The following is a 26,977-nucleotide window of genomic DNA, read 5'->3' on the forward strand; positions in this document are numbered from 1 at the left end:
GGCGGCGTGACCGATCTCGCTGCTCACCGGAGGCATCCTCTTCCATGACTGCTGTGAACCCTGTCGCGCCCGCGGTGCCCGCGCCGTCCCGGGCGAGGCGCGTGGCCGCGCTGACCGGCGTGTCGCTGGGCTACTTCATGGTGCTGCTCGACACCACCGTGCTGTCCGTCGCCGAACCCGACCTGGCCGCGTCACTGCACACGTCGATGGCCGGCCTGCAGTGGGCCACCACCGGGTACACCGTGGTGTTCGCGGCTCTGCTGCTGTCGGCAGGGGCGGCGGCCGACCGGTTCGGAGCCCACCGGGTCTTCCGGACCGGCACGGCCGTGTTCGCGCTCGCGTCCCTGCTCAGCTCCCTGGCCCCGAACCTGGGCGCGCTGCTGGTGCTGCGGGCGGTGTCCGGGGCGGCAGCGGCCGCCTGCGTCCCGGCCTCGACGGCACTGATCGCCCGTCTCTACCCGCGGCCTGCGGCGCGGGCCCGCGCGATCTCGGTGTGGGCCGCGGTCAGCGGGGCGGCCGTCGCGGCCGGCCCGATCGCCGGCGGCGCCCTGGTGGAGGCGGCCGGATGGCGGGCCGTGTTCCTGGTCAACGTGCCCCTCGGGCTGCTGGTGCTGGCCCTGACCCGGGGGCGGGCGGTGCGCTGCCCGCGCGGCACCGACCGCGTCGACTGGCCGGCCCAGGCCGCGGCCGTCGTGGTGCTGGCACTGCTCACGGACGTCCTGATCGCCGCCGGCGCGGGCGCATGGGTCCACACCGCGTGGTCGGCGGGCGGGCTCGGCATCACGGTGACGGTGTTCACGCTGCTCGAACGACGCAGCCAGGCCCCGGTCGTGAACCGGACACTGCTGCGGTCGGCACCGGTGCGGGCCGGGCTGCTGGCGGGCGCGGTCACCAACTTCGCCCTGTCGGGTGCCCTGTTCGTGCTGCCGTTGCTGCTCCAGCGCGAACGCCACCTGAGCGCCCTGGAAACGGGCCTGGCGTTCCTGCCGCTGACCGTCCCCTTCGCCGTGAACCCGCCGCTGACCGGCAGGATCGTCGCCCGCACCGGCCCGCGGCCCCCGATCGTCGCCGGCCTGGCACTCCTGACCGCCGGAGGCACCGTCCTGGCCGGCACGGTCTTCGCGAGAGGCGCCTACGTCTGGCTCGGGGCGGGTCTGCTCCTCACCGGCTTCGGCATCTCCTTCGTCCTGCCGGCCCTCGTCGCGGCCGTCATCGGCGCTGCCCCGCCCGGCACGGCCGGCTCGGTCGGCGGCCTGCTCAACGCCGTCCGCCAGATCGGCGCCACCCTCGGTGTCGCCCTGATGGGCGCCGCCGCGACCGCCGGCACGGGGTGGTCACTGCTGCTGTCGGGCGGCCTCTGCGCCCTCGCCTGGCCGGCCTTCGCGCTGACGCGGAACACCCCGGTGACGGGCGCGAGTTCGGGACGTAGGTGAGGTGACCGAGCGGGTCGGGTTTCTTCGGGTGGATCGTCCGGTGTGGGCGGTGTCCGCGCTCGTACGGGCCGGAATACGCGCCGGCGGTCGCCGGTTGCCGCGGAACATGCACCAGTCTCCGGAGCCGCCCAGCGGCATACACCCACTGCTCGCCGGGCGCTTCAGCCCCTACCGGTTCGATCCGTCGGCGGTTGTCGACGACCATGCCCTTGAGCTGCTGCTGGAAGCGGCGCGGTGGGCACCGTCGGCGGGGAACTCCCAGCCCTGGGGCTTCTTCATCGGCCGGCCGGGTGAGCCGGAGCACGACCGGGTGCTCCCCCACCTCGCGCCGAGCTCGGCCCGCTGGGCGACGGACGCGGGCCTGCTCGTCGTCACGCTGGCGCGCCGGCACGTCGACGACTCGCAGTTGCTCTACTCCGAGTTCGCGGACCACGACCTCGGCCAGGCCGTCGCCCACATGACTGTGCAGGCCCAGGCCATGGGACTGGCCGCGCACCAGTTCCGGGCCTTCGACCTGGAAGGGCTCGCCAAGGAGCTGGACCCGAACCCGGGCTGGGCGATCGTCTCCATGGTCGCGGTGGGCAAGGCGGCCGGCGGACCTCCGGAGGGCCGGGAGCGGCGCAGCGTCGCGGACCTGCGCTCCGCTCCCTGGTCGCCGGCGGAGTGACAGCCGAACCGTGATCAGCCGACCGCCGTCGCGTGCAGCGCGCGATATCCCGTCCCCTGGCGTCTCGTCGCAACCACCAGAACCCGGAATCCCTCGCATCGACCGGGACCCGCGACATTCCCCGAGCGCCCGGGGATGGTGACTGGAAGAACGTGCGCCAACCAAATGGCCGAATCCGCTCCCGTCGGGTCCGTGCCGTCCGGGCGTATTCGTCGCGGGAGACGGGCGGGTCAACGCACGGACGGCGGATTTTGCGCACCGCCCCGGAGAATCCACCAAGAACTGGCGTCATCGCTGGACGGGCGGCCCGGGAAGGTCACGGGGTGTCGCCGGCCCAGTCGAAGCGGGCCGGGTCGCCGGGGCGCGGGTCGTACACCGCGCGGCCGCCGGCGCCGAACTGTCCCAGCTCGGTGGCCAGCGCGACGCCGGTGCCGACTTCGTCATGCGTCCGGCCGGTGATGTCGAGCAGCAGCCCGTCCAGCGGCCCGCCGACCAGTTCGGCGTAGCGCCGGTCCGGCCGCGGGCCAGGGTGGTCGTGGTCGGCGCCGTAGACCCGGCGGCGTAGCAGCTCCTCCTCATAACGGTCCATCCGGTCAGCCTCGCATCCGCCACTGACAGCGGGGTTCGCCGAGCCTGGTACGACTATCGGCGCCCGGGCTCGACTTGGTGTCGGGCTGTGATGGCCCCCGCTCGCAGCCGCCCGATTCGGCGCCTGCGCAGGACTCACCGGTGGGCAGTCCGTCAGGGTTCAACGCTCGGGCTCAGGCGTGACATCGCTGCCGTCGGGGACGGTCGGCGGGACCGGGGCGTCCCCCGGTCCGCGTGCGGCTGCCGCGAGGCTCTGACGCAGGTGTGTCAGACGGGCGATCTCCGCGTCCAGGACGGCCAGGCGACCGGCCACGACGTCGCTGAACTCGCCGGAGCCGCTGGTGCAGGATCTCGGCGGGTCCTGGACGAGGAGGTCGAGGTGATGGGCGCGGCGGCGGAGGTCGTCGAGGGTGAGGCCCAGGGCCAGCAGGTCGCGGATGACGCGGACGCGGGCCACTTCGGCGGGCCCGTACTCGCGTTGGCCGGACAGGGTGCGTGGCGGGGGCCGGAGGAGGCCGCGGGCCTCGTACAGGCGCAGAGCGCGTGGTGTGGTGCCGGCCGCCGCCGCTGCCTCGCCGATCCGCATGCGCTCTCCCTGTCCTACGGCTCTACGTCCTACAGCTCCACGATGGTCGCCCCGAAGGAACGGCCTGCGATCAGTTCGGGCAACGCCTCCGGGGCGCGCCCGATTCCGTGGACCGTGGTGTACGGGAACCGGATGTCGCCCGCCCGCAGCCAGTCCCCGAAGCGGGCCTCCCACTCCTCCTCGACGTCCGGGTGGTCCACGCCGCTGTAGCCGGCGATCGTGATGCCCCTGGTCAGCAGCCGGTACGTGTCGAGCACAGCCGGCGCGCTCCCGCCCGCTCGGTCCGGGGACAGCTGACCGTCCAGTGCGCCCACCAGGGCGAACCGGGCTCCGCGGTTGGCAGCGTGGACCGCGGCCGTCAGTTGTTCCCCGCCCACGGTGTCCAGGACGACGTCGATGCCGTCCGGCACGGCCTCGGCGAGCTGCGAGGCGATCGGGGCCGCTCCGCGCAGAACTGTGGCGTCGTAGCCGAGTTCCCGCTCAAGACGCAGGGCCTTGTCCGGTGAGCCGGTGCTGCCGACCAACCGGGCGGCACCCAGCAGCCGGGCGATCTGGCCCGCCAGAGTGCCAACGGCGCCGGCGGCCCCGGTCACGAACACGGTGTCGCCCTCATGGACCTCGGCCAGCCGGGTCAACGCGCCGTACGCGGCGGAGCCCTGGGCGAGGTGGGCCACCGGGTCGGGCAGGATGCCCTCCAGCGGCCTGCACTCGGCGGCGACGGGCGTCGCGTACTCCCGCCAGCCCTGCAGGTGCAGCACCAACTGGCCCTTCTTCAGCGGACCGTCGACCACCTCGCCGATCGCGGGGCCGAACAGGGTGTCGCCGGGGTGCAGCGGCGGCAGGGGGACATCGCGGGTCTCGCCTCCGATGAGGGTGCGCAATCCCGGGAAGACGAGGAAATGGGTGTTGCGGACGAGTACCTGGCCGACCTCGGGCCGCGGAACGGGGCCCCGCACCAGGGTGAAGTCCTCCGGAGCCGGCAGTCCGGAGGGGCGGCGGGCCAGACGTACAAGACGATGAGTCGCGTTCATGTCCGGACGCTAAGCCTTGACCCGTGGGTCAGGGGCAAGACGGCGAGCGTGTGGTCGCGGGGGCACCGTGGCATCGTGCCGAGCGAGCCAGGGGGGCCGGCCGACGGAGGCCGGAGCAGGGATACCCTCGGACGATGTCGAATCGGGCGGTGACAACGGGAGTAGGTCTCGCGCGGGTGCTGGCGCACTGCGGGGGCAGTCCATCAGCAGCCGTGCACTATCTGGCGGGTGCCATCGCCTCCGCACCGGAGGACCCCGAGCCCTATGCGGTCCTTGCCGAGTTGTGGAGGGACGAGCAGTCGGAGCTGGCCGAGGTGGTGCGGGGTGCCGACTCGTTGAGGACGGTCCTGGCGCAGTCGTACATCAGCTTCCTTCAGGACGACATGGACGGCGCGGCACTGGCGATCGGATCGGTCACGGGTGTGCGACCCGACATCGCCTGGAGCCGCGCACCGTGGTTCGGCGATGAACGATTTCTCGGTGGGGTGAGTGCCGACGCGCTGGCCGAGGCCGCCATGCGGACGATGGACCGTGGCCATGATCTGGACACCGAAAGCATGCGGGAACGATTCCGGCCCTGGTTCGAGGCCATCGACGTGGTCTCCGCCCGCCAACCGTTGCCGGAGGCGCTGGCCAAGATGGCGATCCTGCTGCGGGCATGCGGTCTCACCGACGCGTCGTTCGCCCTCTGCGACCAGGCGGACTCCGTTGAGCGGATCATGCTGACGGAAGTCGTGCGCGCGGGCACGTGGCGCAAGCTGGGTGATCTCCGGCAGACCGTGGCGGCGTTCGAGCGCGCTCTCGCCCTGGAACCGGCCAACTGGTCGCTCTACCTCGACCTGGCCGATGTGCGTGCTGAGCAGGGCGACTTCGCCTCCGCGGTCCGGCTGGTCGATCAGGGGCTGCGGTACGAGCCGGCGGAGCTCTCACTTCGCGCGGCCGGGGCCGCCTACCGTGCACGACTCACCGGCTCGCGTGCCGATCTGAGCGAACTCATGGAACTGGCACCGAACCTGCCGAACGACTCGTACCGGGACCTGCTGATCGATCACGCGTGTGCCGGCCCCGCGCTGCCTGCCGAACTCGTGGCTGCGGCCCGGCGCGTGAAGAACAGCTGAGGCGGACGCCGCCGTCCTTTGTTCGCCACCCGATCCGGTCACAGAGTCATCACCGATTGCACACATTGCTTACCTTCCGTTTACGCTCCTCCCTGCACCACACGCACCACCCAGGGAGGGGCCCCGTGGCCAACTGGAAGCTCATCGGCGGCATCGCAGGCAGTGTCATCGTCATCGGCGCTGTCGGCAACGCCGTCAACGGCGACAACGGCGACAAGGACAACGCCTCCGCCACACCGGCCCCGTCGAGCGTCGCCTCCAGCGCCGCCGCCACGCCGACACCCGCCGACGCCGACGCGGACGCCGACAGCAAGGCCGGCGCGGTGTCACAGGAGGACGAGAAGAAGGCAGTGCCCGATTTCGTCGGCATGGGCCTCCAGTCCGCCCAGGACCACGCCCAGGAGACCGGCTTCTACAGGCTCACCTCGCACGACTCCTCCGGCCGCGCCCGTATGCAGATCCTCGACCGCGACTGGAAGGTCTGCTCCCAGAACATCAGGGCCGGGACGACGACGGCCACCACCACGAAGCTCGACTTCGGCGCGGTCAAGCTGTCCGAGACGTGCCCGGCCGAGGACCAGGACGAGCCGTCGGCCGCCGGCGGGACGATGCCGGACTTCCACGGCAAGAGCGTGAAGGCCGCTCGCCAGGCGCTGGACAGCGGCACGTCCCTCACCGTCAACGACGTCAGCGGCGAGGACCGGTTCGTGCTGTTGGAGTCGAACTGGCAGGTGTGCGGCCAGAAGCCGGCCGCGGGCGCGAAGCTGAACGGGCAGCCGGTCACGCTGAACGCGGTGAAGTACGGGGAGAACTGCCCGTAGACACAGGTGAGGCCCGGCGCGCCACTCCCCCGGGCCTCCACCACCCGCCACCCGCGCCGACCGCGCTGAGAGAGGCCGACGATTCACGCCAAGGACAGCCGGGCGTCGGTCAGTGGCCGGGCCAGATCCCCGGACGATGCCACGATCAGTCTTCACTGTCAGCGGTGGGCGGCGCGGTTCATCTCGACGACGTCCTCCGGCGCGGGGTCGGCCGGGAGGGCGGCGAACCGTTCCGGCATGCTGTCGCGACCACCACACCACCGCATCACCCCGCCACCGCTCCCCCTGCACCTCGGCACCTCGGCGACCGGCCGCACGGGCAGCCGAGGTCCGCCCGTGCGACGTGCGTCGTCCCGTGCGGCGGAGGGTTCGGTGCGTGCCGAACCGTCCGGCCCGTAACGTGCGGAGTCCTGTGCGGGAGACGCCCGCGATGATGACGCCGGAGGCCACTCGTGCCGGAGACAGACCTGAAGCAACAGCTCGTGGAGCGGTTCCAGGAGGTCAACGGCGACCATCCGATGACCGATGCGGACGACGTGTACGTCAGCACGCAGTTCGTGGTCCTGGAGGAACTGTGCGCGGTGCTGGGCCGCGAAGCCGACGAGGTCCGTCGGCTGATGCTGGGGCGGTGCCTGCCGCTTCCGGGGTATCTGCGTTCCGACGGTGCCGAGATGGTGCCGGCCGACCTGTTCGCTCTCGCCGACGAGGCCGGCGGCGTGGACCTGCTCGAAGCGTGGTTCACCGCCCACTGGGCCGACCCGGCCACCGGCAAGGCGGAGTGGGACGCGTATCTCAGCGGGCAGTATGTGTGTCTGCACTCGGTGACCCCGGCCACCATTCAGCGCAAGGATCACCTGACGGCCGCGATCGGTGCCGCGGCGGACGAGCTGGACGCCGGTTCGGCGCGGTGCTCCGAGCGGCTGCACGCTCTGGTCGACGAACTCGATGTCCTGGAACCGGCCTTCACGGATTATGACCGTCTCCGGTTCGGCGGACCCACGTCCCGGGACACCTGCATCGACGCCATGCGCGCCCGCTTCCCGCGCACGTGAGTGGACGTTTTCGCCTCGTCCCGGCCGTGTCCGGCGCGTTCGGCCGCGTCGTGCAGGGTCCGGCGCCGGCCAGCCGTCGTCAGCGGCCTGTCGGCAGGTCCTCCTCGCGCGCCGGGTGCGGGCGGAGGGAGGGAAGGGTCAGCTGCCACCAGTCGGTCAGGCGGTCGGTGACGACGGCCGTGCCTTCGAGCGCCTCGGTGAGGGCGCAGAGGCCGAAGAACGCGCGCACCAGGGTACGGGCCGTGCGGGCGGGGCGGATGTGCGCGTACAGGTGGCCGGCGAGCCGGGCCTGCGCGAGCAGTCGCGTGGCGGCGGCGGTCCACAGGGCGAAGGGGTCGGGAAGGGGGGCGTTGATGGTGGCGCGCTCGGCCCACAGGCGGGCGCCGGCACGCGTCACCGGGTCCTCGGCGAGGGCATGGGCGATGTCGTAGCTGAGGGCGACGAGCCGCTCGACCGGGGGGACCGCCTCGTCCGCGTAGCGTGCGGCGAGTTGTGACCACGTGGCGAACCGGTCCTGGACGACGGCGACGGCGATGCCCTCCTTGCCGGCGTAGTGGAAATAGACGGCGCCGCTGGTGCGGCCCGACCGGGCGCTCATGTCGTTGACGCTGGTGGCCGCGTACCCCTGTTCGGCGAAGAGCTGGGCAGCCGCTTCCAGCAGTGATCTACGGGTTGCCTTCGCCCGTTCCTGCAACGTCCCGTCCGCCCTCGCTCGGTTCTTCCACCGGCCACGAATTCAGTGCGCCAGCGTACGCCTGGCGCAGAATAGGTCACACTCGCGCGGCAATTACGCATTTCTTTCGAAAGGGAACGCGGCCGGGTGGTGAGGGGCGCGGGTTCGTGCCGGGTGCGGCACGACCGTGCGCGTGTGCCAACTGGGGTGTCGTGACAGTCGTGTTGACGATGCCGATAGCGAACCTGCCGCCGTCGCCGCCACACGGCCATACGCCCGGATCCCGGTCCCGTCGAGTCACTGAATAGAGTTATTGCCCGATTTGCCGTGACGGAAATAACGTAGCCGCCACTATCTTTCCGTTTCCTGTGAATGGTCGGAAATGTCGTACGCCATGCGTGCGGACACCTAGGAGGCCCTCGTGAGCGCCACGGTCAACGCTCTTCTCGACTGGTCGCCCGAAGCCGTCGTCTTCGACTGTGACGGCACCCTGATGGACAGCGAACGTCACTGGCGGGAAGCCCGCAACCGGGCCTTCCGGGAGTACGGGCTCCAGCCGCCGCCGGGGTTCGCGGAGCAGGCCACGGGCCTGCACTACGAGGACTGCGGCCGACTGATGGCGCGGTCGGCGCACAAGCCGGAACTGGCGGAAGCGCTGGCGGCCGCGCTTCTCGACCACTTCCTGGAGCTCGTCACCGACGACCCGGTGACGATGCCGGGCGCGGCCCGGCTCGTCCGGCTGCTCTCCGCCCGGCTGCCGCTGGCGGTGGCCAGCAACTGCCCGAGAGTGGTGGTGGAGGGCAGCCTGGAACGGGCCGGGCTGCGCTCGCACTTCCAGCACATCGTCGCCCCCGACACCGGGGACCGCCTGCGTCCCAAGCCGCACCCGGACCTCTACGCCATGGCGGCCCGCCTCTGCGGTGTCCGCCCGCACCGGGCGCTGGCCATCGAGGACTCCCTGACCGGTGTGGAAGCGGCCCACCGCGCCGGACTGCGGGTCCTGGGCGTCGGCCCCCGGCCGCCGGGCGACGGCGCCACCCGGGCCGACCTGTGGTTACCGGCGCTCGACGCCCCTGAACTGCTGGCCTGGGCCCACTCCTCGGACACTCCCGGTCCGGCGCCGGAACCCTGGGGTCCATGACCCTTGCCGTGGGGCGAGCCGATCGTGACGCGGCCACCGCGCGGATCGACGGTACGTGGTGCCCACCGAGGACGCCGCCACCTCCGCGATCCAGGCGCGTGCCGCCGGCGTACTCCCCGTGGTGCCGGCGACGGTGACGGCGCTGCCCGCGCTGCCCGCGCTGCCGCTGACCGCCGACGGCAAGCTGGACCCGTCCCGTCTGCCGGAGCCCGTCCTGACGCGGGCCACCCGGCCGGGCGCTCCGCCTCCGGCGGACGAGGGCCTCGCCGCCCGGCTGAGCGCGGTGTGGAGCAAGGTGCTGGGCGTGCCCGTCGGCCCCGACGACGACTTCTTCGAACTCGGCGGCGACTCGCTCTTCGCCATCCGCATCGGTACGGCGATGCGCGCCGAGGGGCTGCCCGCCGTACGGCTGCGGGGTCTGTACCGCCGGCCGACCGTCCGGGCCCTGCTGACGGCCCTGACCGCCGAGGAGGGTTCCGGCTGATCCGGACACGCCGTGTCCCGGTATTCGCAGCGGGACACACCGGCCGGACCGGCCGGAGGCGGACCGCGCGTGCGACCGGTGCCCGGCGGAATGTCAGGATAGGGGCATGACGACCAAGGTCTACTTCGATATCACCATCAACGACGAGCCCGCCGGGCGGATCGTCTTCAACCTGTTCGACGACGTGGTTCCCAAGACGGCGGAGAACTTCCGCGCCCTGGCGACCGGCGAGAAGGGCTTCGGTTACGCGGGCTCCTCCTTCCACCGGGTCATCCCCAACTTCATGCTCCAGGGCGGTGACTTCACCCGGGGCGACGGCACCGGCGGCAAGAGCATCTACGGCGAGAAGTTCGCCGACGAGAACTTCACCCTCAAGCACGACCGGCCGGGCCTGCTGTCCATGGCCAACGCCGGCCGGAACACCAACGGGTCGCAGTTCTTCATCACGACCGTCGTGACCGACTGGCTCGACGGCAAGCACGTGGTGTTCGGCGAGGTCGCCGACACCGAGAGCATGGAACTCGTCAAGAGGATCGAGGCGCTCGGCTCCTCCCCCAGCGGCCGTACCTCCGCGAAGATCACCATCGCCGAGTCCGGCCAGCTCTGACCCTTCGCCGCCGGGGCTGCCGGGGGCCGCTCCCGCGGCACGTCCTCGGCCGCCCCGGCGGGCCGATGGTGTCCTCACGGGGACCCGCACAGCCGCCGGGCGTCGAGGAGCACGGCGTGGACGTTGCGCTGAGCCACCGCGTCACCGGTGCGGAACAGCCGGCAGGTCCCGTCCTCATGGGTCACCCGGTGCTCGGCCGGCCGTCGGCGTGTCCCCGCTGCGCTCGACGGGCGCCGAGCCCCGTCAGCACGACCCACGGGACACGTGGCTGAGGCTCCGCTGCCATCGGATCTCGCCGTCGTGCCGTTCGTCGGTGGGGCCGAGTCCGGCGGCAGCGGCGACGGCGGCGGAGGCCCGGTGTTCGGGGTGGATGTGGGCAATTACGGTGTGCACCGGCTGCGAGCGGAGCCAGTCCACGAGTTCCCGGGCCGCCTCGGTGGCGATGCCCCGCCCCTGCCACGGCGTCCCCACCACCCAGGCGATCTCGGCGACGGTGCCCCGACCGGAAGGGCCGACCGTCGCCTGGACGGTGCCCGTCAGGCAGGATTCCGCACGGAGCCGGATCACCCAGTTCAGCCAGGACACGCTGGGGTCGGGAGAGCCCGCGGTCATCCGCTGGTAGCGCGAGCGCAGGGCTTCCGGCGTGTCCGGAGTGCCGCCGATGAAGGTGTGCAGGGCCGGGTCGGACAGCACCGCGGCCATCTCCTCGGCGTGCTCGACGTGCAGCGGGAGCAGGTCCAGCCGTCCGGTGCTGAGGGCCTGGGCCGCGAGAGTGCTCATGCCGCGACCGCCTCGGAGTGTTCGAGGACGTCGACTTCGGCCGCTCTTCCGCTGGGCGTCGTACCGTCCTCGTTCACCGGTGTGAGCATCGGCATGCCTTCCTGACCGGCGCGGCGATGTCGGCCTTGTTCGACGACCTGTCGGTCGATCCACCGGAAAGGTACGCCTCCTTCCGTCGGGAGCGATCCACCGGGGTGAGGATCGCCGGCCGTTCCGCCGAGGTTGCTCCCGGAAGGGGACGGCGCCGGACGGCCTGACGTGACCGGGGGCGGCCGGCGCACAGCCGGGCCGCGGTGGCGTTCGGCTCCCCCAGGACACGGAGGATCACAGGCACGCTCCGGAGGGGCGAGGGCGCTGCGGGGCCGTTGCCCGGTGCCGTCAGAGCGCGGCGACAGCGTCCGCACCGGTCGTGCTCGCCGCGTCCGGGGTGGGGAAGTGCGGCAGCACCGTTTCGGCGAGTTCCTGGAGGACCTCCTCGACGGGGCGGTCGCCCGGGCGCAGGTTGAAGGAGACGTGGGTGACGCCCAGCCCGCCCATCTCCCGCAGGTGCTCGATCAGGGCCTCACGCCCGGTGCGCAGGCCGAGCCGGATCGCGGTCGCGGCGACGGCCGGGTCCTCGGTGAGGTCCAGTTGCATCGGGGTGAGGTACGGCTTGGGGGCCCCGGCGGTGAGCTGCTGCCACTCGCGGGTCTTCAGCCGCAGAGCGCCCAGAGGGCGGGGGTAGTTGAGGGAGGCGTCGGCGTTCCGCGCGATCCACTCCGGGGACTGCTGCGCATGCCCCGCGATGGCGACGGGTACGGCCCGGCCCGTCGGCTTGGGCAGTACGTCGAGGTGGCGCTCGGCGCCGAGTCCGAGGTCGGGCAGGCTGATGCCCTGCCCGCTCGGCCGGGTGGCCCAGGCCTCCCGCAGGATCTCCACGCCCTTGCGGAACGTGGCACCGCGAGCCTCGAAGTCCTCGCCGAACAGGGGGTACTCCACCGGCCGGTCGCCGCTGGCCAGCCCGAGTACGAACCGGCCGCCGGAGAGGACGTCGACGGTGGCCGCCGCCTTCGCGACGAGCAGCGGCTGCCTCAGCGGCAGCACGATGGCGCCGGTCCCGAGCACGACCCGCTCGGTGACGGCCGCGAGGTGACCCAGATGGGTGAAGGCCTCGAAGACGGAGCCGGCGTCGCCGAACTGCTCGGGGTCGTACAGGGGCACGTCCCGCACCCACAGGCTCGCGAAGCCCAGAGTGTCGGCGAGGCGCGCCAGTTCGGTGTGACGGGTGAGGTCGGGGACGCCGAAGGGACGGCCGGCGGCCCGGTCGGCACGCAGACGCGTGTGGCCCCAGTCATTGTCGAGGGGGAGCTCAAGGCCCAGGGTCGGCAGACCCGCGGGGTTAACGAGCCGCTTGAGGGCAGGAGGAGTCAGAGACATCGGAGGACACCTTCGGTCAGGGGCTGGTCCGGCCAGGTGGGCGGCGGGTCAGTGGGCGATGGAGGCGCTGGTCCGCTGGGCCGGCGCGTGCGGGGAACCGGCCACGACGCTGCCGGAGTCCCGGCGCGTGCGGCGGTCCAGGAACGCGGCGAGGAAGGACAGCAGCAGGGCCGTGCCGGAGAGCAGGGCGCCGACCCAGTTCGGCGAGGTGTAGCCGAGTCCGGCCGCGATCACCACACCGCCGAGCCAGGCGGCCAGCGCGTTGCCGAGGTTGAAGGCGCCGATGTTGGCGGCCGAGGCCAGGGTCGGGGCGGCCGAGGCCTGGTCGAGGACCCACTTCTGCAGCGGCGGCACCGTGGCGAAGCCGAGCGCGCCGATCAGGGTGAGCGTGAGGGCGGCGAGGACCTTGTGGTGGGCGGTCGCGGTGAACAGCAGCAGTACCGCGGCGAGGCTCGCCAGGGTGGTGAAGAGCATCGGCATCAGGGCCCGGTCGGCGAACTTGCCGCCGAGCAGGTTGCCGAGGAACATGCCGACGCCGAACAGGACGAGCAGCCAGGTCACGGCGCCCTCCGTGTAGCCGGCCACCCGGGTCATCATCGGCGTGATGTAGGTGATGGCCGCGAAGACACCGCCGTAGCCGAGGACGGTCATCGCCATGGCGAGCCAGACCTGCACGTTCTTGAAGGCGGCGAGTTCCGCACGGACGTTCCCGGCCTCGGGCCTGCCCTGCTCGGGGACGAGCCGGGCGACGCCGAGGAGGCCGATGACGCCGAGGGCGGCGACGAGGGCGAAGGTGAGGCGCCAGCCGGCGGCCTGTCCGATGGAGGTGCCGCCGGGGACGCCGACGATGTTGGCGACGGTCAGGCCCATGAACATCAGGGAGATGGCGGAGGCCTTCTTCTCGGGGGCGACCAGGTCGGCGGCGACCACGGAGCCGATGCCGAAGAACGCGCCGTGTGCGAGGGAGGCGATGACCCGGCCGATGAGCATGAGGCCGAAACTCGGGGCGAGGGCCGAGAGGGCGTTGCCCACGATGAACAGGCCCATGAGGAACATGAGCATCTTCTTGCGGGACACCCTGGTGCCGAGCACGGTGAGCAGCGGGGCACCGATGACGACGCCGAGCGCGTAGCCGGACACCAGCCAGCCGGCGGTGGGGATGCTGACGCCGAAGTCGTCCGCGACCTGGGGCAGCACGCCCATGATCACGAACTCGGTGGTGCCGATCCCGAAGGCCCCGATGGCCAGGGCCAGGAGCGCGAGAGGCATGGGCAGAGACCTTCCGAACGATTGCGTTGGACGCTTACGTGCGGACACAATAGTTGCAGACGCTCTATATCTGCAAGCGCAGTATGCCGGTCATTGCAATAGACAGTGCACGCAAGTATGCTGCCAGGTGACCGGCCCGCCGCCGAAGGAGGCTCCTGTGACCGCCACCGCCCCAGCGCTCTCCGTCCTGGCTCAGGGCTGGTGCGCCCTCTCCCTGCTGCACGGCAGGATCGAGGCACACCTCGAACGCGCTCTGGAAGCCGGTCACGGCCTGAGCGCCCGTGAGTACGCGCTGCTCGACGTACTCAGCCGGCAGCACGACGGAGAGGGAGGGCACCTGCAGATGAAACAGGTCGCCGACGCCGTCGTCCTCAGCCAGAGCGCCACCACGCGCCTGGTCACCCGCCTGGAGGACCGCGGGCTGCTGTCGCGCTACCTGTGCCCCACCGACCGCCGCGGGATCTACACCGACGTCACCGACGCCGGCAGACAGCTGCTCGCGGCCGCGCGTCCCACACACGACACCGCCCTGCGGGCTGCACTCGCCGAAACGGCTCAGGACGCCAGGCTCGAACCGCTGGTCCGGGCCCTGCAGTCGCCGCCCACCCCGATCGCAGTCGCCGCCTGAAAGGAGCGCATCCGCACATGAAAGCCATGGCACTGCGCCGGTACGGCCGTACCGAAGACCTCGAATGGACAGAGCTGCCGGACCCCAAAGTGGCACCCGGTGAAGTCCTCGTCCGGGTGAAGGCGGCCGGGGTCAACCCGGTCGACTGGAAGCTCGCCGAAGGGCGGCTCGACGCCGTCATGGAGACCGGCTTCCCGCTGATTCCCGGCTGGGACGTGGCCGGCGTCGTCGAGCGAGTGGGTTTCGACGTCACCGAGTTCGCCCCCGGTGACGAGGTCTTCGGCTACATCCGCAAGGACTGGGCCCAGTTCGGCGCCTATGCCGAGCTGGTCTCCGCGCACGTGCGCCTGCTGGCCCCCAAGCCCGCCTCGCTCAGCTGGGAGGAGGCGGCGGGCGTACCCCTCGCGGGGCTCACCGCCTACCAGGCCGTCCAGCGCGTCGGCCTCCAGCCGCGCGAGACGGTGCTCGTCCACGGCGCGGCCGGGGGTGTCGGCTCGTTCGGGGTCCAGATCGCCACCGCCCTCGGGGCGCGGGTCATCGCGACGGCGAGCGAGCGCAACCACGATTTCGTCCGGTCTCTGGGTGCCGTCCCCGTGACCTACGGGCCCGGTCTGCGCGACCGTGTCCGTGAGCAGGCCCCCCAAGGGGTGGACGCCGCTGTGGACTTCGCCGGGCACGACGCGGTGGACGTCTCGCTGGACCTGCTGGACGACCCCGGCCGGCTGGCCTCCGTCGTCGACCCGGAAGCCGCCGCCAAGGGCGGGCACTACGTGTGGGTACGGCCGGACCGGGCCGATCTCGACGCCCTGGCCGCCCTGGCCGACGACGGCCGGCTGACCGTCCCCCTCGACCGCGTACTGCCCCTCCCCGAGGCCGCGGAAGCGTGGCGCATCAGCCAGGGCGGTCACACCAGGGGAAAGCTCGTCCTGTCGGTCCCCGGGCGCTGAGCGGCCCCGGCCCCTGTGCGAAGGAGCACGTCCTGACAACACCCACCCGGTCGCTCCAGCCGAGGTCGAACCGGGGCCCGGCCTGCCGCACGCCGGACCGGCCGTTCGCGCACGCCCGCCTTACCGGCTCGGGGTCCCGGCCGCGGAGACCCCGACGGCCGGCGGAGCCTGTGCCCTGGTCCTTGGGGCCGGCCGGCCGGTCACCGCGTCTGCCGTTGGTCGAGTGCGGCCAGGGCGTCACGCAGCGCCGCGCGGGAGGTGATGCCGAGTTTCGGGAAGACCCGGTACAGGTGGGCGCCGGCCGTGCGCGGGGAGATGTTGAGCCTGCGTCCGATCTCCTTGTTCGACAGCCCGCCGGCCGCCAGTTCGGCGATCCGGCGCTCCTGCGCGCTCATCGGCACCGCCGCCCTGCCCTCCGGTACCGGCACACCGACGCCGGCGGCACGCAGCTCCTCGCGCGCCCGCTTCGCCCACAACGGCGCCTTGAGACGGTGCTCGAACAGGTCCAGGGCCACGCTGAGGTGGACTCGGGAAGCGGTGTAGTCCCGGCGCCGGCGCAGCCATTCGCCATAGAGGAGACGGAGCCGCGCGTACTCATAGGCCCACAGGGACGCGTCCGGTACGGCGAGCGCGGCCTCGTAGAGCTCTCCGGCGTCCTCGTCCGCCGCGGCGACCGCTGCGGCCACCGCGAGGATGATCTCGTGGTGCGGCGATATGGCGCCCAGACGGGCTTGCCGGCCGGCCTCGACGTGGGCCCGCGCGTCGGCGGTCCGCCCGGTGCGCACGGCCGACTCCACCAGGTCGAGGAAGACCCGCTGCACGTGCGGGTAGTAGGCGGGGAGCTGACCGGGCGGGGTCAGCAACACCGCCTGCTGGTAGGCCTCTTCGAAGTCGCCGCGGCCGATGGCGGTGGTGACGCGGGTCTCGGCGACCGCCGCCAGCAGCAGCCGGACCCTTCTCGGCCCCGCCCACGCGGTGATGGCGTCGCAGTGCCTGCGCAGCGCCTCCTCGTCACCCCGTCCGGCGGCGACGGAGGCCAGTCCGTAGGTGAACATCATGTGGGTGAAGTTGTATTCGTGCTCCGCGGCATCGCCGGTACCCTCGGTGGCGATGACCAGGGTGGTGTCCCAGTCACCCCTCATGAACGCGTCGTGGGCGCGGGCGAGGAGCACGAACCGCTGGCTGTCGTAGGCCGCCTGGCCCACGAAGTCCCGCCACACGTCGTCGTAGTAGCTGAAGGCGTCCAGGTACAGAGCGGTGTAGATGAGCCAGTTGACCCGCCAGAAAGGTGTGTGCGGTGACAGCGCGGCCGTCGCACGGTCGAGTCGTTCCCGCACGTCATGAGCCGTGCGTGCCGGGTCGGCGACGCAGTCGAAGCACATGCGCGCGATGTCGGACACCCGGTCCAGCATCCGCTCCACGGGGGGCCACAGGTCCGGACGGTTCGCCCACACGGCCGAGTTGAGCAGTACGTAGAAGGCGTCGTCGTAGGCGGCCAGGTCGTCGGAACGCGTGCTGTACGGCGCCTCGTTCAGCGCGGGCAGCAACGTGTGGAACACCGCGTCGACGTCGCCGTCCCGGTGGAACAGCACGTAGGCGGCGGCCGCCGCGCCCCGCAGGGTCTCCGCCGACCCGGCGGTGACCAGTTCGCTGGCCGTCGCCAGCTGACCGCTGACGCCGGCGGCGAACGCCGCCTCGTCCAGTCGCCGGGCGCGAGCCTTCCCGTCGGGGCTGAGCTCGGCCGCCCGGCGGAATGCCACCGCGGCCTCGGCCGCACCGCCGCGGGCCAGAGCCCGCTGGGCGGCCCTGGTGAGTTCCAGCGCGACCGCTTCGTCGGGACCCTCCGCGGCGTGGGCCAGGTGCCAGGCACGACGTTCGGAGGTGTCGTCCATGACCGCGGCCAGGGCCCGGTGCGCGGCCCTGCGCCGCCCGCTCGGCGACATGTGTACCAGGCAGGAGCGCGCCATGGGATGGCGGAAGGACACACGGTCCTCCATGTGGTCGATCCGCAGCAGTCCGCTGCGTTCGCCGTCCTCCAGGAGGGTGTCGTCCCACGGTTCGCCGGCGGCGCGCAGCGCCGCCCGGATCTGCCGCACATTGCCCCTGCGCTGACCGTCCAGCGCGACCAGCAGCAGGAAGAAGCGCGTGGCCGGGGTGAGAAGCAGGACTCGGTCGGCGAACACGCTCTCCAGGCGTGAGCTGAGCGGAAGGTTGGCCGGGAGCAGCTCACGGCCCTGGCGTTGGGCCGGCTTGAGTTGTTCCGGCAGCTCTATCAGCGCCAGCGGGTTTCCCTCGGCCTCGTCGAGGATCCGCTGCCGGGCGGACTCCGCGAGGCCGGGATGGCTGCGTTCGAGCAGCATCCGCGCGTCCTGGAGGTTCAGCGGAGGCACGGCGAGCACGGGCAGCCCCGTGGGGTCGACGAATCCGTTCCACCCGCTGCGCGCCGCCATGATGAAGGCGACCCGGCAGCCGCCCAGCCGGCGGGCCACGAACATCAGGACCTCGGCGCTGGACCGGTCGATCCAGTGGACGTCGTCCACCACGACGCACAGGGGCTCTCTTCCGGCCGCCGCCTGCAGCAGGGCCAGGGCCGCCGCGGAGATCGCGAACCGGCCGGGTGCGGAGCCCTGGCGGATGGACAGCGCCTGCTCCAGCACCCCGGCCTGGAAGGCGGGGATACCGGGCAGCTGGTCGAGCAGCGGGTACAGGAGCTGATGCAGGGCGGAGAAGGCGAGGTCCTCTTCCGCCTCCACACCGACCACCCGGAGCACGTTCACCCCGTTGGCCCGTGCGGCGCTCGCCACGGCGTCCAGCAGCACGCTCTTCCCGACCCCCGGGTCGCCCAGGAGCAGCAGTGCCTCGCCGTCGACGTTCCCCTCGGCAAGGACTGCTTCGAGAGCACGCAGTTCGGACGTGCGACCCACCAGCGACACAACTCCTCCAACGCCGGCGCGCCACGTGCGCTCCGCCGGCACGGGAATCCTGGCAAACCGGGGGCCGCGCACGCATCGGTCACGTGACTGGTTCCGAGCACGGAGCCCGGTGACGGGGCGCCGCTCAGCGCAGGAACGCCAGCACGTCCCGCGCGAACTCCGTGTGGTGCTGGAAGAGGAAACCGTGACCCGAGTCCGGGTAGGTCTTCAGCCGGGCGTCCGGCAGCAGCCCCGCCAACAGGTGGGACGTCGCCGTCGGCAGCACCAGGTCGCTGTCGCCCCCGGCCACGAACACGGGGTTGTCGATGGCCGTGAGCCGCTGGAGGGCCGTGTGGTCGGGTACGCCCCACTCGGCCACGGCCTCGTACTGTGCCGCTCGGACCGCCGCGGTGACCGGGAGGTCCCGGCCCCGCTCGCGTTCCAGGTAACGGCCGACGAACTCCAGGCCGCTGCGCTGGCTCGTCGCGGTGTGGTGGAAGAAGACGTAGAGGTAGTCCTGTATGCCGAGCCGCTCGAAGCCGGCGTGGCCCAGCACGTCGTCCGGGTAACCGTGGATGCCGGGGCCACCCCGGGGGGCGGTGGCGGCGAGCACCAGGCGGCGGACCGCGCGGGGACGGAGCAGAGCCAGCTCCTGTGCGGTGAAGCCGCCCATCGAATGGCCCAGCACGTCCGCCTGCCGCAGTCCGAGCGCCGTCAGGAAGGCGAGCGTGTCCACCGCCAGGTCCCGGACGGTGCGGCACACCTGACCGGTGCTGAGGCCCACCCCGGCGTTGTCGAAGGTGATGACGTCACGCTCGGCGGCCAGAGCATCGACGAGCGCCGGGTCCCAGCTGTCCAGCGTGCCTCGGAAGTGCTGGAGCAGTAGGAGCGGCGGCGAGCCGGTGGGGCCACAGCGGCGGTACGCGTACCGGACGCCGTTGGCCGCATCGATCACCTGATTGGGGGCGTCGACGTACATCTGGGTTCCTCATCATGGGGAGTGCGAAGACCACGGACGTCGTCGAGTGTGCCGCCCTGACACGTCGGCGCCATAGGGCATTTGACCGTAGGCCGCCCGGCGCCGGCACCGGCGGGGAGGTCCACGGACACCGCGACGAGGGCACGCGGACCTCCGGTCGCGCCTAGGCGATCTCGTCGACGTGGTCCTCCACCCAGCTCCGCAGCTGGGCGAGCGGCTGGGCCACGCTGCGTCCCAGGTCCGTGAGCGCGTATTCCACGTGCAGGGGCACCGCGGGGTAGATGGTCCGGTCCACGAACCCCTTCTCCTCCAGGCGGCGGAGCGTGGAGGTGAGCACCTTGGGGCTGACGCCCTCCAGGCGCCGCTGGAGCGCTCCGAAGCGCTGGGGTCCCTCCTCCATCGCCCCGATCGCCAGCGCCGACCACTTGTTGGCCAGCAGGTCCAGCACCTCGCGGCAGGGGCACTGGGCCGCGTAGACGTCGTGGTGGTCGTGTCGTTCGGATACGCATGTCGTCGCCAACGGACGCGTCCTCCGCTCCTGAATCGGCCTCTACCAGCTTACTTCCCAAAGGGAAGTAGGTTCCGTTGAAAGTTACTACCTCCCCCGGTCTACGTTATCGCCACAGCCAGCACCTACGGCACCATCAGGAGCGAGAGATGAGTGAGATCCCCACCACCATGCCGGCGGTCGCCTACCGCAAGAGCCTTCCCGTGGACGACACCGAGAGCCTGGTCGACGTCACCTTGCCGGTGCCGCAGCCCGGCCCCCGCGACCTGCTCGTGCGGGTCGAGGCCATCGCGGTCAACCCGGTGGACTACAAGGTGCGGCAGAACAACGACCCGGGCGGCGAGCCCAAGGTCCTCGGGTGGGACGCCGCGGGCACGGTCGTCGCCGTCGGCGACGAGGTGGAGGCGTTCGAGGTCGGCGACGAGGTCTTCTACGCGGGAGCCATCGACCGGCCCGGCACCAACGCCCTCTTCCACACCGTGGACGAACGCATCGCCGGTCACAAGCCGGCCACCCTCTCCTTCGCCGAGGCGGCGGCCCTGCCGCTGACGTCGCTCACCGCGTGGGAGGGCCTCTTCGAGCACCTCGGCCTGCGCGAGGGAGCCCTGGAGAAGACCGGCACCCTGCTGGTCACCGCGGCCGCGGGCGGTGTCGGTGCGATGGTGGCCCAGCTGGCGCGCGCGCTGACCAGCCTGACGGTGATCGGTACCGCCTCGCGCCCGGAGACCGCCGAGTTCGCCCGCCGCATGGGGGTGTCCCATGTCGTCGACCACCGCGAGCCCCTGCCCCCGCAGGTGGCCGAGGTGGCACCGGGCGGAGTGGACTTCGTCTTCAGCACCGCCGGCACGGACCGGAACCTGACCGCCTACGCGGACATGCTCAAGCCGCTCGGACGGCTCGTCGCCATCGACGACTTCGGCCCGGTCGAGATCGGTGTGCTCAAGTCCAAGAGCATCTCGTTCCACTGGGAGTTCATGTTCACGCGCTCGCTCCACCAGACGCCCGACCAGGCGGTGCAGCGGCACATCCTCGACCAGATCGCCCGCCTGGTCGACGCGGGCATCCTCACCACCACCGCCACCACCGACCTCGGCACGATCAACGCCGAGCACCTGCGCGAGGCGCACCGCGTCCTGGAGTCGGGCAAGGCGATCGGCAAGATCACGATGACCGGCTTCTGAGCCGGGCGGCGGGGGCGGCGGCTGCGCGGGGTCTTCCGGGAGACGCGTCCCGGCCGGCCCGTCCGGTCCCGCACGGCCGGCCCGCCGGGCTCCGCCCCGGGGGTACGCGACGGGCTCCGCCCCGGCGGCGCGGCGGCGGAGGGGGCGCGGGGGTGGCCGACCGGTGCCCGGACGCCCACGGCACTGGTGCGGAGTTCCCGGCCCACCACGGCGGACGGGTGTCGCGGGCGGCACGCCCGGCCGGCAACGTGCCCCGAACGGATCCCACAAAGTATCCACAAACGACGGACATGCTGGTCGGGCCGGTAGCGAGGGGCCCGACGACGGGGTCGGCCACGCGGCCGGCGGACCGCCCCGGACCGACCCGTGGCCCGTCGGCGGCCCTCATCCAGTCCCCGACACTGTCACGGTTCGCCGAGGAGAGGTGATGGTCCCCGCCTCTCAGCACTGCGCGGACGCTGCGGGTGGACGGCTCCGGACTGCCGCGCCGACGCGACCACGGCGTCGCGATCGCCGGTGTGACGCCGGCCGCGCACGCGCCGCCGGGGGTTCCGTGCCGGCGCGGTGAGGCCACACGCACAGACAACACGGCACCGCCACGGTGCCGGGGCCGCCCCGAGGGCGGGCGGCCCGGACGAGAAAGGCAGCGAGACATGAGCACCATCTCAGCGGAGTCATCCGGGTCGTTCACCCTCGGCGGTGAGTTCGTGGTCAACCGACTCGCTTACGGGACCATGCAGTTGACGGGTCCCGGAGTGTGGGGTCCGTTCCCCGACCCGGACCGGGGTGTGCGCGTCCTGCGCCGTGCCGTGGAGCTGGGCGTGACCCTGTTCGACACCGCCGACTCCTACGGACCCGAGACGGCCGAGGAGCTCCTGCGCGAGGCACTGCACCCGTACCCGGAGAACCTGGTCATCGCCACCAAGGCCGGGTTCACCCGACCCGGCCCCGGGCAGTGGCGGATGAACGGCCGGCCCGACCACCTGCGGCGGCAGGCGGAGTCCAGCCTCCGCCGACTGGGTCTGGAGCGCATTCCGCTGTTCCAGCTGCACCGCGTCGACCCCGCGGTGCCCTTCGAGGAGCAGATCGGCGTCCTCAAGGAGCTGCGCGACGAGGGCAAGGTCGCCCACGTCGGGCTCTCCGAAGTCGGCGTCGACGAGCTGGAGCGGGCCCGCGCCATCGTGCCCGTCGCCTCCGTGCAGAACCTGTACAACATCGCCCAGCGCGACTCCGAGGACGTCCTGCGGTACGCCGAGGCGAACGACATCGCGTTCCTGCCCTGGTTCCCGCTGGCCACCGGGCAGTTGGCCCGGCCGGGCGGTCCGCTCGCCCGCGTCGCGGCCCGCCTGGCCGCCTCACCCTCCCAGGTGGCGCTGGCCTGGCTGCTGCACCGCTCGCCCGTGGTACTGCCGATCCCCGGGACCTCGTCGGTCGAGCACCTGGAGGAGAACGTGGCGGCCGCCGCACTGAAGCTGACGCAGGCCGACTACGACGCCCTGGGCGACCCGTTCTCCCGGGGCTGAGAACGCGACACCCCCGCGACGCCCCTCTCAGGGGCCGGGAGGCACGCGGCCTCCTCCCCCTCCCCCGAACACTCACTCTCACAGGAGCCTTCCATGTCCGAATCGTCCTCCACCCGCCCGTCCGTCGCCGTCGCCTACCACTCCGGCTACGGACACACGGCGGTGCTCGCCGAAGCGGTCCGCCGCGGGGCCGAGCAGACCGGCGCCGACGTGACCTTCGTGGACGTGACCGCCGTGACCGACGAACAGTGGCAGCGGCTGGACGGCGCCGACGCCATCATCTTCGGATCGCCCACCTACATGGGCGGCGCCTCGGCCGGCTTCCACACCTTCGCCGAAGCGACCAGCGGCCGCTGGGCCGAGGGGCGGTGGGCGGACAAGCTGGCGGCGGGATTCACCAACTCGGCCTCCAAGAGCGGCGACAAGAACAACACCCTCGCGTTCTTCGCCGCCTTCGCCGCCCAGCACCGGATGCTCTGGGTCAGCCTGGGACTGGCTCCGGGCTGGAACTCCACCAGCGCCTCCGAGCACGACCTCAACCGCCTCGGCTTCTGGAGCGGAGCGGGCGCGCAGACCCCGATGGACGGCGGAGTGGACACCGTCCACGGCGCTGACATCGCCACGGCCGAACACCTGGGCGCGCGCGTGGCCCGGCAGGCGGCTCTGATCAGCGCCGGGCGCCGGGCCCTCGCCGCGGCGGTCTGAGCACCGGTGTGACCCTGTGGGCCGGCCCCCGCCCGACCCGTCCGGACAAGCGGCCCGAGGAGACGCCGTGAAGCTGTCTGCAGTCCCTTCCTCACATCAGACCCCGGCGTCCTCTCCGGACCCGGCTGCGCCCTCCGGCCGCGGCCGGCCCCTGGCCACCGCCGGCGTGGTGATCGCCTCGATCGCCGTCGCCTTCGGAGCCGGCGCCGGCAGCCCGCTCTTCGTGCTCTACCAGCGCGAGTGGGGCTTCCCCGCCTGGCAGCTCACCACGGCGTTCACCGTGTACGCGGTGACGCTGCTGGCGACCCTGCTCGTGGCGGGTTCCGTGTCGGACCACATCGGCCGCCGGCCGGTGCTGGTCGGCGCCATGCTGCTGTTGCTGGTCACCAGCGCGCTGTTCCTGGCCGCCGACGGCATCGGCTGGATCATCGCCGCGCGGGCCGTGCAGGGCATGGCCACGGGAGCGGCCACCAGTACGTTCACGGCGGCGATCATCGAGCTCGCCGCCCCGCGGCACCGGCCGGTCATGACCGTGCTGACCAGCGCGGCCCCCGTGGGCGGGCTGGCCCTCGGCGCCCTCTTCGCCGGGCTGGCCGTCCAGTTCAGCAGCCATCCGACGGCGATCGTGTTCCTCGGCCTGGCGGTGGTTCTCGTCTACGGCATCGCCTCCGTGCTGGCCGCCCCGGAGACGGCGGACCGGCACCCCGGTGTGCTGGCCTCGCTGCGTCCGAGGCTGAGCGTCGTCCGCGCGGCCCGCGGATGGTTCTGGTCCCTGGCCCCCCTGGTCGCCGCCGGCTGGATGTTCTCCGGCCTCTTCCTCGGCCTGGCGCCGTCCTTCGACGCGTCGGTCTTCGGCATCCACAACGCGGCGGTGAACGGTGCGATCGTCGCCGTCCAGCCGATGGCGGCGGCGGTGGCCGGCATCGGCTTCGGCCGGCTGTCCGCCGGGCTGGCCACTCGCACCGGCGCGCTCCTGCTGTTCGCCGGCGCCGTCCTCACGGTCATCGGCGTCGTGACAGCGAGGCTCCCGCTCGTCGTCGCCGGCGCGCTGCTGGGCGGCTCCGGGCAGGGCGCTGCCTTCGGCTCCTCCCTGCGCATACTGGGCCCGCTCGCGGACAACGCGAGCCGGGGCGGCCTCTTCGCCGCGGTCTACCTCGTCGCCTACACGGCGTACGGCGCGCCGGTCCTCGTGGCGGGCATCGCCAGCGACTTCGTCCCACTGACCGCCACCGTCGCCGTCTACGGCCTGATCGTGGCCCTCCTCGCCGCGAGCGCGGCCCTCTCGCTCGCCCTGAGATCACGCCGGGACGACCGCACGCGGCTCACCCGGGAGATCTGAGAGACCGCGAGTCCCTGTGTGGCCCCGGTGACCGAACCCGGGCACGCCGTCGCGTCCCCCCCGCCAGGGACGCGACGGCGCACACGTGTCCGACGGCGCATCCTGCACACCGGACGCCTGGTCCCCCCGGGCCAGGTCGAGCGAGCGGCAGGCCCGGGCCACGGGAACCGTACGTCACGGTGTCTCGGCGCGGCTCACGCGCTCGGCAGACACCTCACCGGCCGCGACGGGCAGTGTCGCGGCCGGTGAGGTGTCCGGGCGTCAGTCGGCCGGGGAGGGGCGTCAGTCGACGGAGTAGCGGGCGGTGATGACCGCCCGGGCCAGCGTGTGACCCGAGAGGTTGAAGCCGAGGAACGCCGGCGGAACGCCGTGGTCGAGGCCCAGGGTCTCCACGTCCACGGCATGGACGGCGATGTAGTAGGTGTGCTCGCCGCTGCCGGCGGGCGGGGCGGCTCCGATGTACCGCCTCAGGCCGGCGTCGTTGGGGAGCTGCCAGGCCTTCTCCGGCAGTCCGGCGCCCGACTCGTCGCCGGCCCCGGAGGGCAGCTCGCTCACCGTGGCCGGGATGTCGGCGACGGCCCAGTGCCAGAAACCGCTGCCGGTCGGGGCGGTGGGGTCGTAGACGGTGACGGCGAAACTCCGGGTCTCCTCGGGGAATCCCGACCAGCTCAGCTGGGGCGAGGTGTCGGTGCCGCCGGCCCCGAAGACGCCGCTCGCCTGAGGGAGCGGAAGCCTTCCGCCGTCGGTGAAGTCGGCACTGGTGAGCGTGAACGAAGGGACTCTCGCGATGAGGTCGTAGGGAGTGGACATGTGACTTCCTCTCGGTGTGCGCGGTGATCCGGAGTGCGGGCGGGTGCCGCCGCGTTGCTCGGTGCGCGGGCAGCGCTCCGGCCCCGGCCGGCTGCCGCTGGACGCGTGGTCGCGGTTGGCGCGACTGACATACATCGTCGTGAGCGGACCGGGAGCGGTGATCCGTCGATTGACTGACGAGGACGGAAAGGGGGCGGTGACTGCGTCCGGGTACCGGTCCGGCGGTCGTCGGCTCCGGGCCGGTGGCGCCCGGCCGGACCACGGAGTCGCTGCGGGGCGCGGCCTTCGCAGGTGTTCGTGCGGAGGAAGTGGTGGTCGCGGTGGTGCGGGGTCAGGCGGCGATCGTCTTGTACTCGACGTACTGGGTCAGGCCGACCGTGCCGAACTCCCTGCCGATGCCACTGCTCTTGAACCCTCCGAAGGGGCCGTCGAAGGAGAACGGCGCGCCGTTGACGGAGAAGGTGCCGGTGCGGATGCGCCGGGCGATCTCCAGGGCGCGGTCCTCGTCGGCCGTCCACACGCCGCCGCCGAGGCCGTACGGGGAGTCGTTCGCGATGCGGACCGCGTGGTCGTCGTCGTCGAACGGGATGACCACGAGCACCGGGCCGAAGATCTCCTCCTGTGCGATGCGCATGGAGTTGTCGACGTCGGCGAAGAGGGTGGGGGTGACGTAGTAGCCGTCTTTGAGACCGGCGGGGACCTCGGGGCCGCCGGTGACGAGGCGGGCGCCCTCGCGGATTCCCGTCTCGATGTACGAACGCACGCGTTCCTGCTGGTCCGCCCTGACCATCGGGCCGATGAAGGTGGCGGGGTCGGAGGGGTCGCCGACCGTCAGCGACTCGATGAGGTCCTTCAGCTTGGCCACGGTCTCGTCGTAGCGGCTGCGGTGCACCAGAATCCGCGTGTGCGCGACGCAGGCCTCGCCGTTGTTGGCGAAGGAGAGGAACTTCAGGCCCTCCACCATGGCGTCGAGGTCGGCGTCCTCCCGCACGATGGCGGCGGACTTGCCGCCGAGTTCCAGGCTCACCCGCTTGAGCTGCCGGCCGGCGATGGCCGCGATGGCGCGTCCGGCGCCCGTCGAACCGGTGAACGCGATCTTGTCGATGCCGGGATGGGAGATGAGGTACTCGCTGGTGGCGCGGTCGGCGGGCAGGATGCTGACCACGCCCTCCGGGACACCCGCGGCGGTGAGGATCTCCCCCAGCAGCAGCGTGACGAGGGCGTTCTCGGGCGATGCCTTGAGCACGACGGTGCAGCCCGCCAGGAGAGCGGGGACGATCTTGACGAGCGCGGACTGGTGCGGGGCGTTCCAGGGGATGACGGCCGCGACGACACCGACCGGTTCCCGGCGTACCAGGATGCGGCCCGTGGCGCCGTCGGTCCGCGGCAGTTCCTCCTCCCACGGCAGGGCGGCCGCGGCGCGCAGGAAGGCGTCGGTCTGCTGGGACAGCGCGGCCGCGGTCCAGCCGGTGAACCAGCGGGCGCTGCCGTTCTCGGCGGTGGTGAGGTCCGCGATCTCCTCGGCGCGCTTGGCGTAGAGGTCGTTGAAGCGGGCGATGACGTTCTGGCGTTCGGCCGGGGACAGGCGGGGCCAGGGACCTTCGTCGAAGGCCTTGCGGGCGGCGTCGACGGCGAGGTCCACATCGGGCTTCGTGGCCTCGGCGGCCAGCCCGACCAGGGACCGGTCGTGCGGGGAACGGACCTCCAGCAGGTCCTTCTTGGCGGGCTCGGTCCAGCGGCCGCCGATGTACAGCTTGTCGTAAGTGATCACTGAGAGTC

Annotated in this window: 26 protein-coding genes; 14 read left to right on the top strand and 12 right to left on the bottom strand. The window is 72.2% G+C overall.

The window, feature by feature from the left end; all coding sequences use genetic code 11:
- Window positions 1-44: 44 nt before the first annotated feature.
- Together C3492_RS10820 and C3492_RS10825 are read left to right on the top strand one after the other, a co-directional pair.
- Entirely contained in the window at window positions 45-1,433 is a 1,389-nt protein-coding gene (locus C3492_RS10820) for an MFS transporter (protein ID WP_103811498.1), read from the top strand.
- Between the two features lie 106 nt (window positions 1,434-1,539).
- Window positions 1,540-2,100 carry a nitroreductase family protein gene (locus C3492_RS10825; protein WP_103811499.1) on the top strand — a complete coding sequence of 187 codons (561 nt, stop codon included), beginning with the start codon at window positions 1,540-1,542 and terminating at the stop codon, window positions 2,098-2,100.
- Window positions 2,101-2,416: 316 nt separating this feature from the next.
- Here the strand turns inward: C3492_RS10825 and C3492_RS10830 are convergent, their stop codons facing one another.
- The 3 genes from C3492_RS10830 to C3492_RS10840 all read right to left on the bottom strand — a co-directional run bounded on the left by C3492_RS10830 (window position 2,417) and on the right by C3492_RS10840 (window position 4,305).
- Entirely contained in the window at window positions 2,417-2,689 is a 273-nt protein-coding gene (locus C3492_RS10830; protein ID WP_103811500.1) for a hypothetical protein, read from the bottom strand.
- A 159-nt stretch (window positions 2,690-2,848) separates the two neighbouring features.
- Window positions 2,849-3,274 (bottom strand): MerR family transcriptional regulator, encoded by a 426-nt coding sequence (locus C3492_RS10835; protein WP_103811501.1) that lies wholly within the window; start codon window positions 3,272-3,274, stop codon window positions 2,849-2,851.
- A gap of 29 nt (window positions 3,275-3,303) precedes the next feature.
- Entirely contained in the window at window positions 3,304-4,305 is a 1,002-nt protein-coding gene (locus tag C3492_RS10840; RefSeq protein WP_103811502.1) for an NADP-dependent oxidoreductase, read from the bottom strand.
- Window positions 4,306-4,517: 212 nt separating this feature from the next.
- Between C3492_RS10840 and C3492_RS10845 the strand changes: the two genes are divergently transcribed.
- The 3 genes from C3492_RS10845 (at window position 4,518) to C3492_RS10860 (ending at window position 7,296) form a co-directional block, all read left to right on the top strand.
- The gene (locus C3492_RS10845) at window positions 4,518-5,423 is read left to right on the top strand and encodes a tetratricopeptide repeat protein (RefSeq protein ID WP_103811503.1); all 906 of its coding nucleotides are present in this window, start codon (window positions 4,518-4,520) and stop codon (window positions 5,421-5,423) included.
- A 125-nt stretch (window positions 5,424-5,548) separates the two neighbouring features.
- A complete protein-coding gene (locus tag C3492_RS10850) occupies window positions 5,549-6,244 on the top strand; it encodes a PASTA domain-containing protein (RefSeq protein WP_258055610.1) in 696 nt (231 codons plus the stop codon).
- 452 nt (window positions 6,245-6,696) lie between these two features.
- Window positions 6,697-7,296 (top strand): DUF6058 family natural product biosynthesis protein, encoded by a 600-nt coding sequence (locus tag C3492_RS10860; RefSeq protein ID WP_103811504.1) that lies wholly within the window; start codon window positions 6,697-6,699, stop codon window positions 7,294-7,296.
- 79 nt (window positions 7,297-7,375) lie between these two features.
- Here the strand turns inward: C3492_RS10860 and C3492_RS10865 are convergent, their stop codons facing one another.
- Window positions 7,376-7,990, bottom strand: a complete 615-nt coding sequence (locus C3492_RS10865; protein ID WP_103811505.1) for a ScbR family autoregulator-binding transcription factor — start codon at window positions 7,988-7,990, stop codon at window positions 7,376-7,378.
- Between the two features lie 400 nt (window positions 7,991-8,390).
- Between C3492_RS10865 and C3492_RS10870 the strand changes: the two genes are divergently transcribed.
- The 3 genes from C3492_RS10870 (at window position 8,391) to C3492_RS10880 (ending at window position 10,201) form a co-directional block, all read left to right on the top strand.
- Window positions 8,391-9,110, top strand: coding sequence for an HAD family phosphatase (locus C3492_RS10870; protein WP_103811506.1), 720 nt, complete (start codon window positions 8,391-8,393; stop codon window positions 9,108-9,110).
- Window positions 9,111-9,165: 55 nt separating this feature from the next.
- The gene (locus C3492_RS10875) at window positions 9,166-9,594 is read left to right on the top strand and encodes a phosphopantetheine-binding protein (protein ID WP_258055611.1); all 429 of its coding nucleotides are present in this window, start codon (window positions 9,166-9,168) and stop codon (window positions 9,592-9,594) included.
- 106 nt (window positions 9,595-9,700) lie between these two features.
- On the top strand, window positions 9,701-10,201 hold the full coding sequence (locus C3492_RS10880) for a peptidylprolyl isomerase (RefSeq protein WP_103811507.1): 501 nt from the start codon (window positions 9,701-9,703) through the stop codon (window positions 10,199-10,201).
- A 243-nt stretch (window positions 10,202-10,444) separates the two neighbouring features.
- On the opposite strand, the gene C3492_RS10890 is transcribed toward C3492_RS10880, so the two are convergent.
- The 3 genes from C3492_RS10890 to C3492_RS10900 form a co-directional block, all read right to left on the bottom strand.
- The gene (locus C3492_RS10890) at window positions 10,445-10,981 is read right to left on the bottom strand and encodes a GNAT family N-acetyltransferase (RefSeq protein WP_103811509.1); all 537 of its coding nucleotides are present in this window, start codon (window positions 10,979-10,981) and stop codon (window positions 10,445-10,447) included.
- Window positions 10,982-11,359: 378 nt separating this feature from the next.
- Window positions 11,360-12,397, bottom strand: coding sequence for a TIGR03571 family LLM class oxidoreductase (locus C3492_RS10895; RefSeq protein WP_103811510.1), 1,038 nt, complete (start codon window positions 12,395-12,397; stop codon window positions 11,360-11,362).
- 48 nt (window positions 12,398-12,445) lie between these two features.
- Window positions 12,446-13,666 carry an MFS transporter gene (locus C3492_RS10900; RefSeq protein WP_103811511.1) on the bottom strand — a complete coding sequence of 407 codons (1,221 nt, stop codon included), beginning with the start codon at window positions 13,664-13,666 and terminating at the stop codon, window positions 12,446-12,448.
- Window positions 13,667-13,823: 157 nt separating this feature from the next.
- Here C3492_RS10900 and C3492_RS10905 point away from each other — a divergent pair, with 157 nt between their 5' ends.
- Window positions 13,824-14,294, top strand: a complete 471-nt coding sequence (locus C3492_RS10905) for a MarR family winged helix-turn-helix transcriptional regulator (protein WP_103811512.1) — start codon at window positions 13,824-13,826, stop codon at window positions 14,292-14,294.
- A 17-nt stretch (window positions 14,295-14,311) separates the two neighbouring features.
- Window positions 14,312-15,241, top strand: coding sequence for an NADP-dependent oxidoreductase (locus C3492_RS10910; protein ID WP_103811513.1), 930 nt, complete (start codon window positions 14,312-14,314; stop codon window positions 15,239-15,241).
- A gap of 200 nt (window positions 15,242-15,441) precedes the next feature.
- Here C3492_RS10910 and C3492_RS10915 read toward each other — a convergent pair whose 3' ends face one another.
- From C3492_RS10915 to C3492_RS10925, 3 genes are all read right to left on the bottom strand, one after another.
- Window positions 15,442-18,165: an AAA family ATPase gene (locus C3492_RS10915; RefSeq protein WP_103811570.1), complete on the bottom strand. Its 2,724-nt coding sequence runs from the start codon at window positions 18,163-18,165 to the stop codon at window positions 15,442-15,444.
- 133 nt (window positions 18,166-18,298) lie between these two features.
- On the bottom strand, window positions 18,299-19,132 hold the full coding sequence (locus C3492_RS10920) for an alpha/beta fold hydrolase (protein WP_103811514.1): 834 nt from the start codon (window positions 19,130-19,132) through the stop codon (window positions 18,299-18,301).
- A 163-nt stretch (window positions 19,133-19,295) separates the two neighbouring features.
- The gene (locus C3492_RS10925) at window positions 19,296-19,652 is read right to left on the bottom strand and encodes a helix-turn-helix domain-containing protein (protein ID WP_103811515.1); all 357 of its coding nucleotides are present in this window, start codon (window positions 19,650-19,652) and stop codon (window positions 19,296-19,298) included.
- A gap of 137 nt (window positions 19,653-19,789) precedes the next feature.
- On the opposite strand from C3492_RS10925, the gene C3492_RS10930 reads away from it, so the two are divergent.
- The 4 genes from C3492_RS10930 to C3492_RS10945 all read left to right on the top strand — a co-directional run bounded on the left by C3492_RS10930 (window position 19,790) and on the right by C3492_RS10945 (window position 24,388).
- Window positions 19,790-20,821 carry a zinc-binding alcohol dehydrogenase family protein gene (locus tag C3492_RS10930; protein ID WP_103811516.1) on the top strand — a complete coding sequence of 344 codons (1,032 nt, stop codon included), beginning with the start codon at window positions 19,790-19,792 and terminating at the stop codon, window positions 20,819-20,821.
- Between the two features lie 653 nt (window positions 20,822-21,474).
- Window positions 21,475-22,344: an aldo/keto reductase gene (locus tag C3492_RS10935; protein WP_103811517.1), complete on the top strand. Its 870-nt coding sequence runs from the start codon at window positions 21,475-21,477 to the stop codon at window positions 22,342-22,344.
- Window positions 22,345-22,437: 93 nt separating this feature from the next.
- Window positions 22,438-23,049, top strand: a complete 612-nt coding sequence (locus tag C3492_RS10940; RefSeq protein WP_103811518.1) for a flavodoxin family protein — start codon at window positions 22,438-22,440, stop codon at window positions 23,047-23,049.
- Between the two features lie 67 nt (window positions 23,050-23,116).
- Window positions 23,117-24,388 (top strand): MFS transporter, encoded by a 1,272-nt coding sequence (locus tag C3492_RS10945; RefSeq protein ID WP_258055612.1) that lies wholly within the window; start codon window positions 23,117-23,119, stop codon window positions 24,386-24,388.
- 282 nt (window positions 24,389-24,670) lie between these two features.
- Here the strand turns inward: C3492_RS10945 and C3492_RS10950 are convergent, their stop codons facing one another.
- Both C3492_RS10950 and C3492_RS10955 read right to left on the bottom strand, forming a co-directional pair.
- On the bottom strand, window positions 24,671-25,198 hold the full coding sequence (locus C3492_RS10950; protein ID WP_103811519.1) for a YbhB/YbcL family Raf kinase inhibitor-like protein: 528 nt from the start codon (window positions 25,196-25,198) through the stop codon (window positions 24,671-24,673).
- Window positions 25,199-25,529: 331 nt separating this feature from the next.
- Window positions 25,530-26,969 carry an aldehyde dehydrogenase gene (locus tag C3492_RS10955; protein ID WP_103811520.1) on the bottom strand — a complete coding sequence of 480 codons (1,440 nt, stop codon included), beginning with the start codon at window positions 26,967-26,969 and terminating at the stop codon, window positions 25,530-25,532.
- Window positions 26,970-26,977: the final 8 nt, after the last annotated feature.

Source organism: Streptomyces sp. Ru62, assembly GCF_002920615.1.
GTDB lineage: Bacteria > Actinomycetota > Actinomycetes > Streptomycetales > Streptomycetaceae > Streptomyces.

Bases quoted from the DNA above. Each gene is read 5' to 3' on its own strand.
- C3492_RS10820 (WP_103811498.1), top strand. From the start codon at position 45: ATGACTGCTGTGAACCCTGTCGCGCCCGCGGTGCCCGCGCCGTCCCGG.
- C3492_RS10825 (WP_103811499.1), top strand. From the start codon at position 1,540: ATGCACCAGTCTCCGGAGCCGCCCAGCGGCATACACCCACTGCTCGCC.
- C3492_RS10830 (WP_103811500.1), bottom strand. From the start codon at position 2,689: ATGGACCGTTATGAGGAGGAGCTGCTACGCCGCCGGGTCTACGGCGCC.
- C3492_RS10835 (WP_103811501.1), bottom strand. From the start codon at position 3,274: ATGCGGATCGGCGAGGCAGCGGCGGCGGCCGGCACCACACCACGCGCT.
- C3492_RS10840 (WP_103811502.1), bottom strand. From the start codon at position 4,305: ATGAACGCGACTCATCGTCTTGTACGTCTGGCCCGCCGCCCCTCCGGA.
- C3492_RS10880 (WP_103811507.1), top strand. From the start codon at position 9,701: ATGACGACCAAGGTCTACTTCGATATCACCATCAACGACGAGCCCGCC.
- C3492_RS10890 (WP_103811509.1), bottom strand. From the start codon at position 10,981: ATGAGCACTCTCGCGGCCCAGGCCCTCAGCACCGGACGGCTGGACCTG.
- C3492_RS10895 (WP_103811510.1), bottom strand. From the start codon at position 12,397: ATGTCTCTGACTCCTCCTGCCCTCAAGCGGCTCGTTAACCCCGCGGGT.
- C3492_RS10900 (WP_103811511.1), bottom strand. From the start codon at position 13,666: ATGCCTCTCGCGCTCCTGGCCCTGGCCATCGGGGCCTTCGGGATCGGC.
- C3492_RS10910 (WP_103811513.1), top strand. From the start codon at position 14,312: ATGAAAGCCATGGCACTGCGCCGGTACGGCCGTACCGAAGACCTCGAA.
- C3492_RS10920 (WP_103811514.1), bottom strand. From the start codon at position 19,132: ATGTACGTCGACGCCCCCAATCAGGTGATCGATGCGGCCAACGGCGTC.
- C3492_RS10930 (WP_103811516.1), top strand. From the start codon at position 19,790: ATGAGTGAGATCCCCACCACCATGCCGGCGGTCGCCTACCGCAAGAGC.
- C3492_RS10935 (WP_103811517.1), top strand. From the start codon at position 21,475: ATGAGCACCATCTCAGCGGAGTCATCCGGGTCGTTCACCCTCGGCGGT.
- C3492_RS10940 (WP_103811518.1), top strand. From the start codon at position 22,438: ATGTCCGAATCGTCCTCCACCCGCCCGTCCGTCGCCGTCGCCTACCAC.
- C3492_RS10950 (WP_103811519.1), bottom strand. From the start codon at position 25,198: ATGTCCACTCCCTACGACCTCATCGCGAGAGTCCCTTCGTTCACGCTC.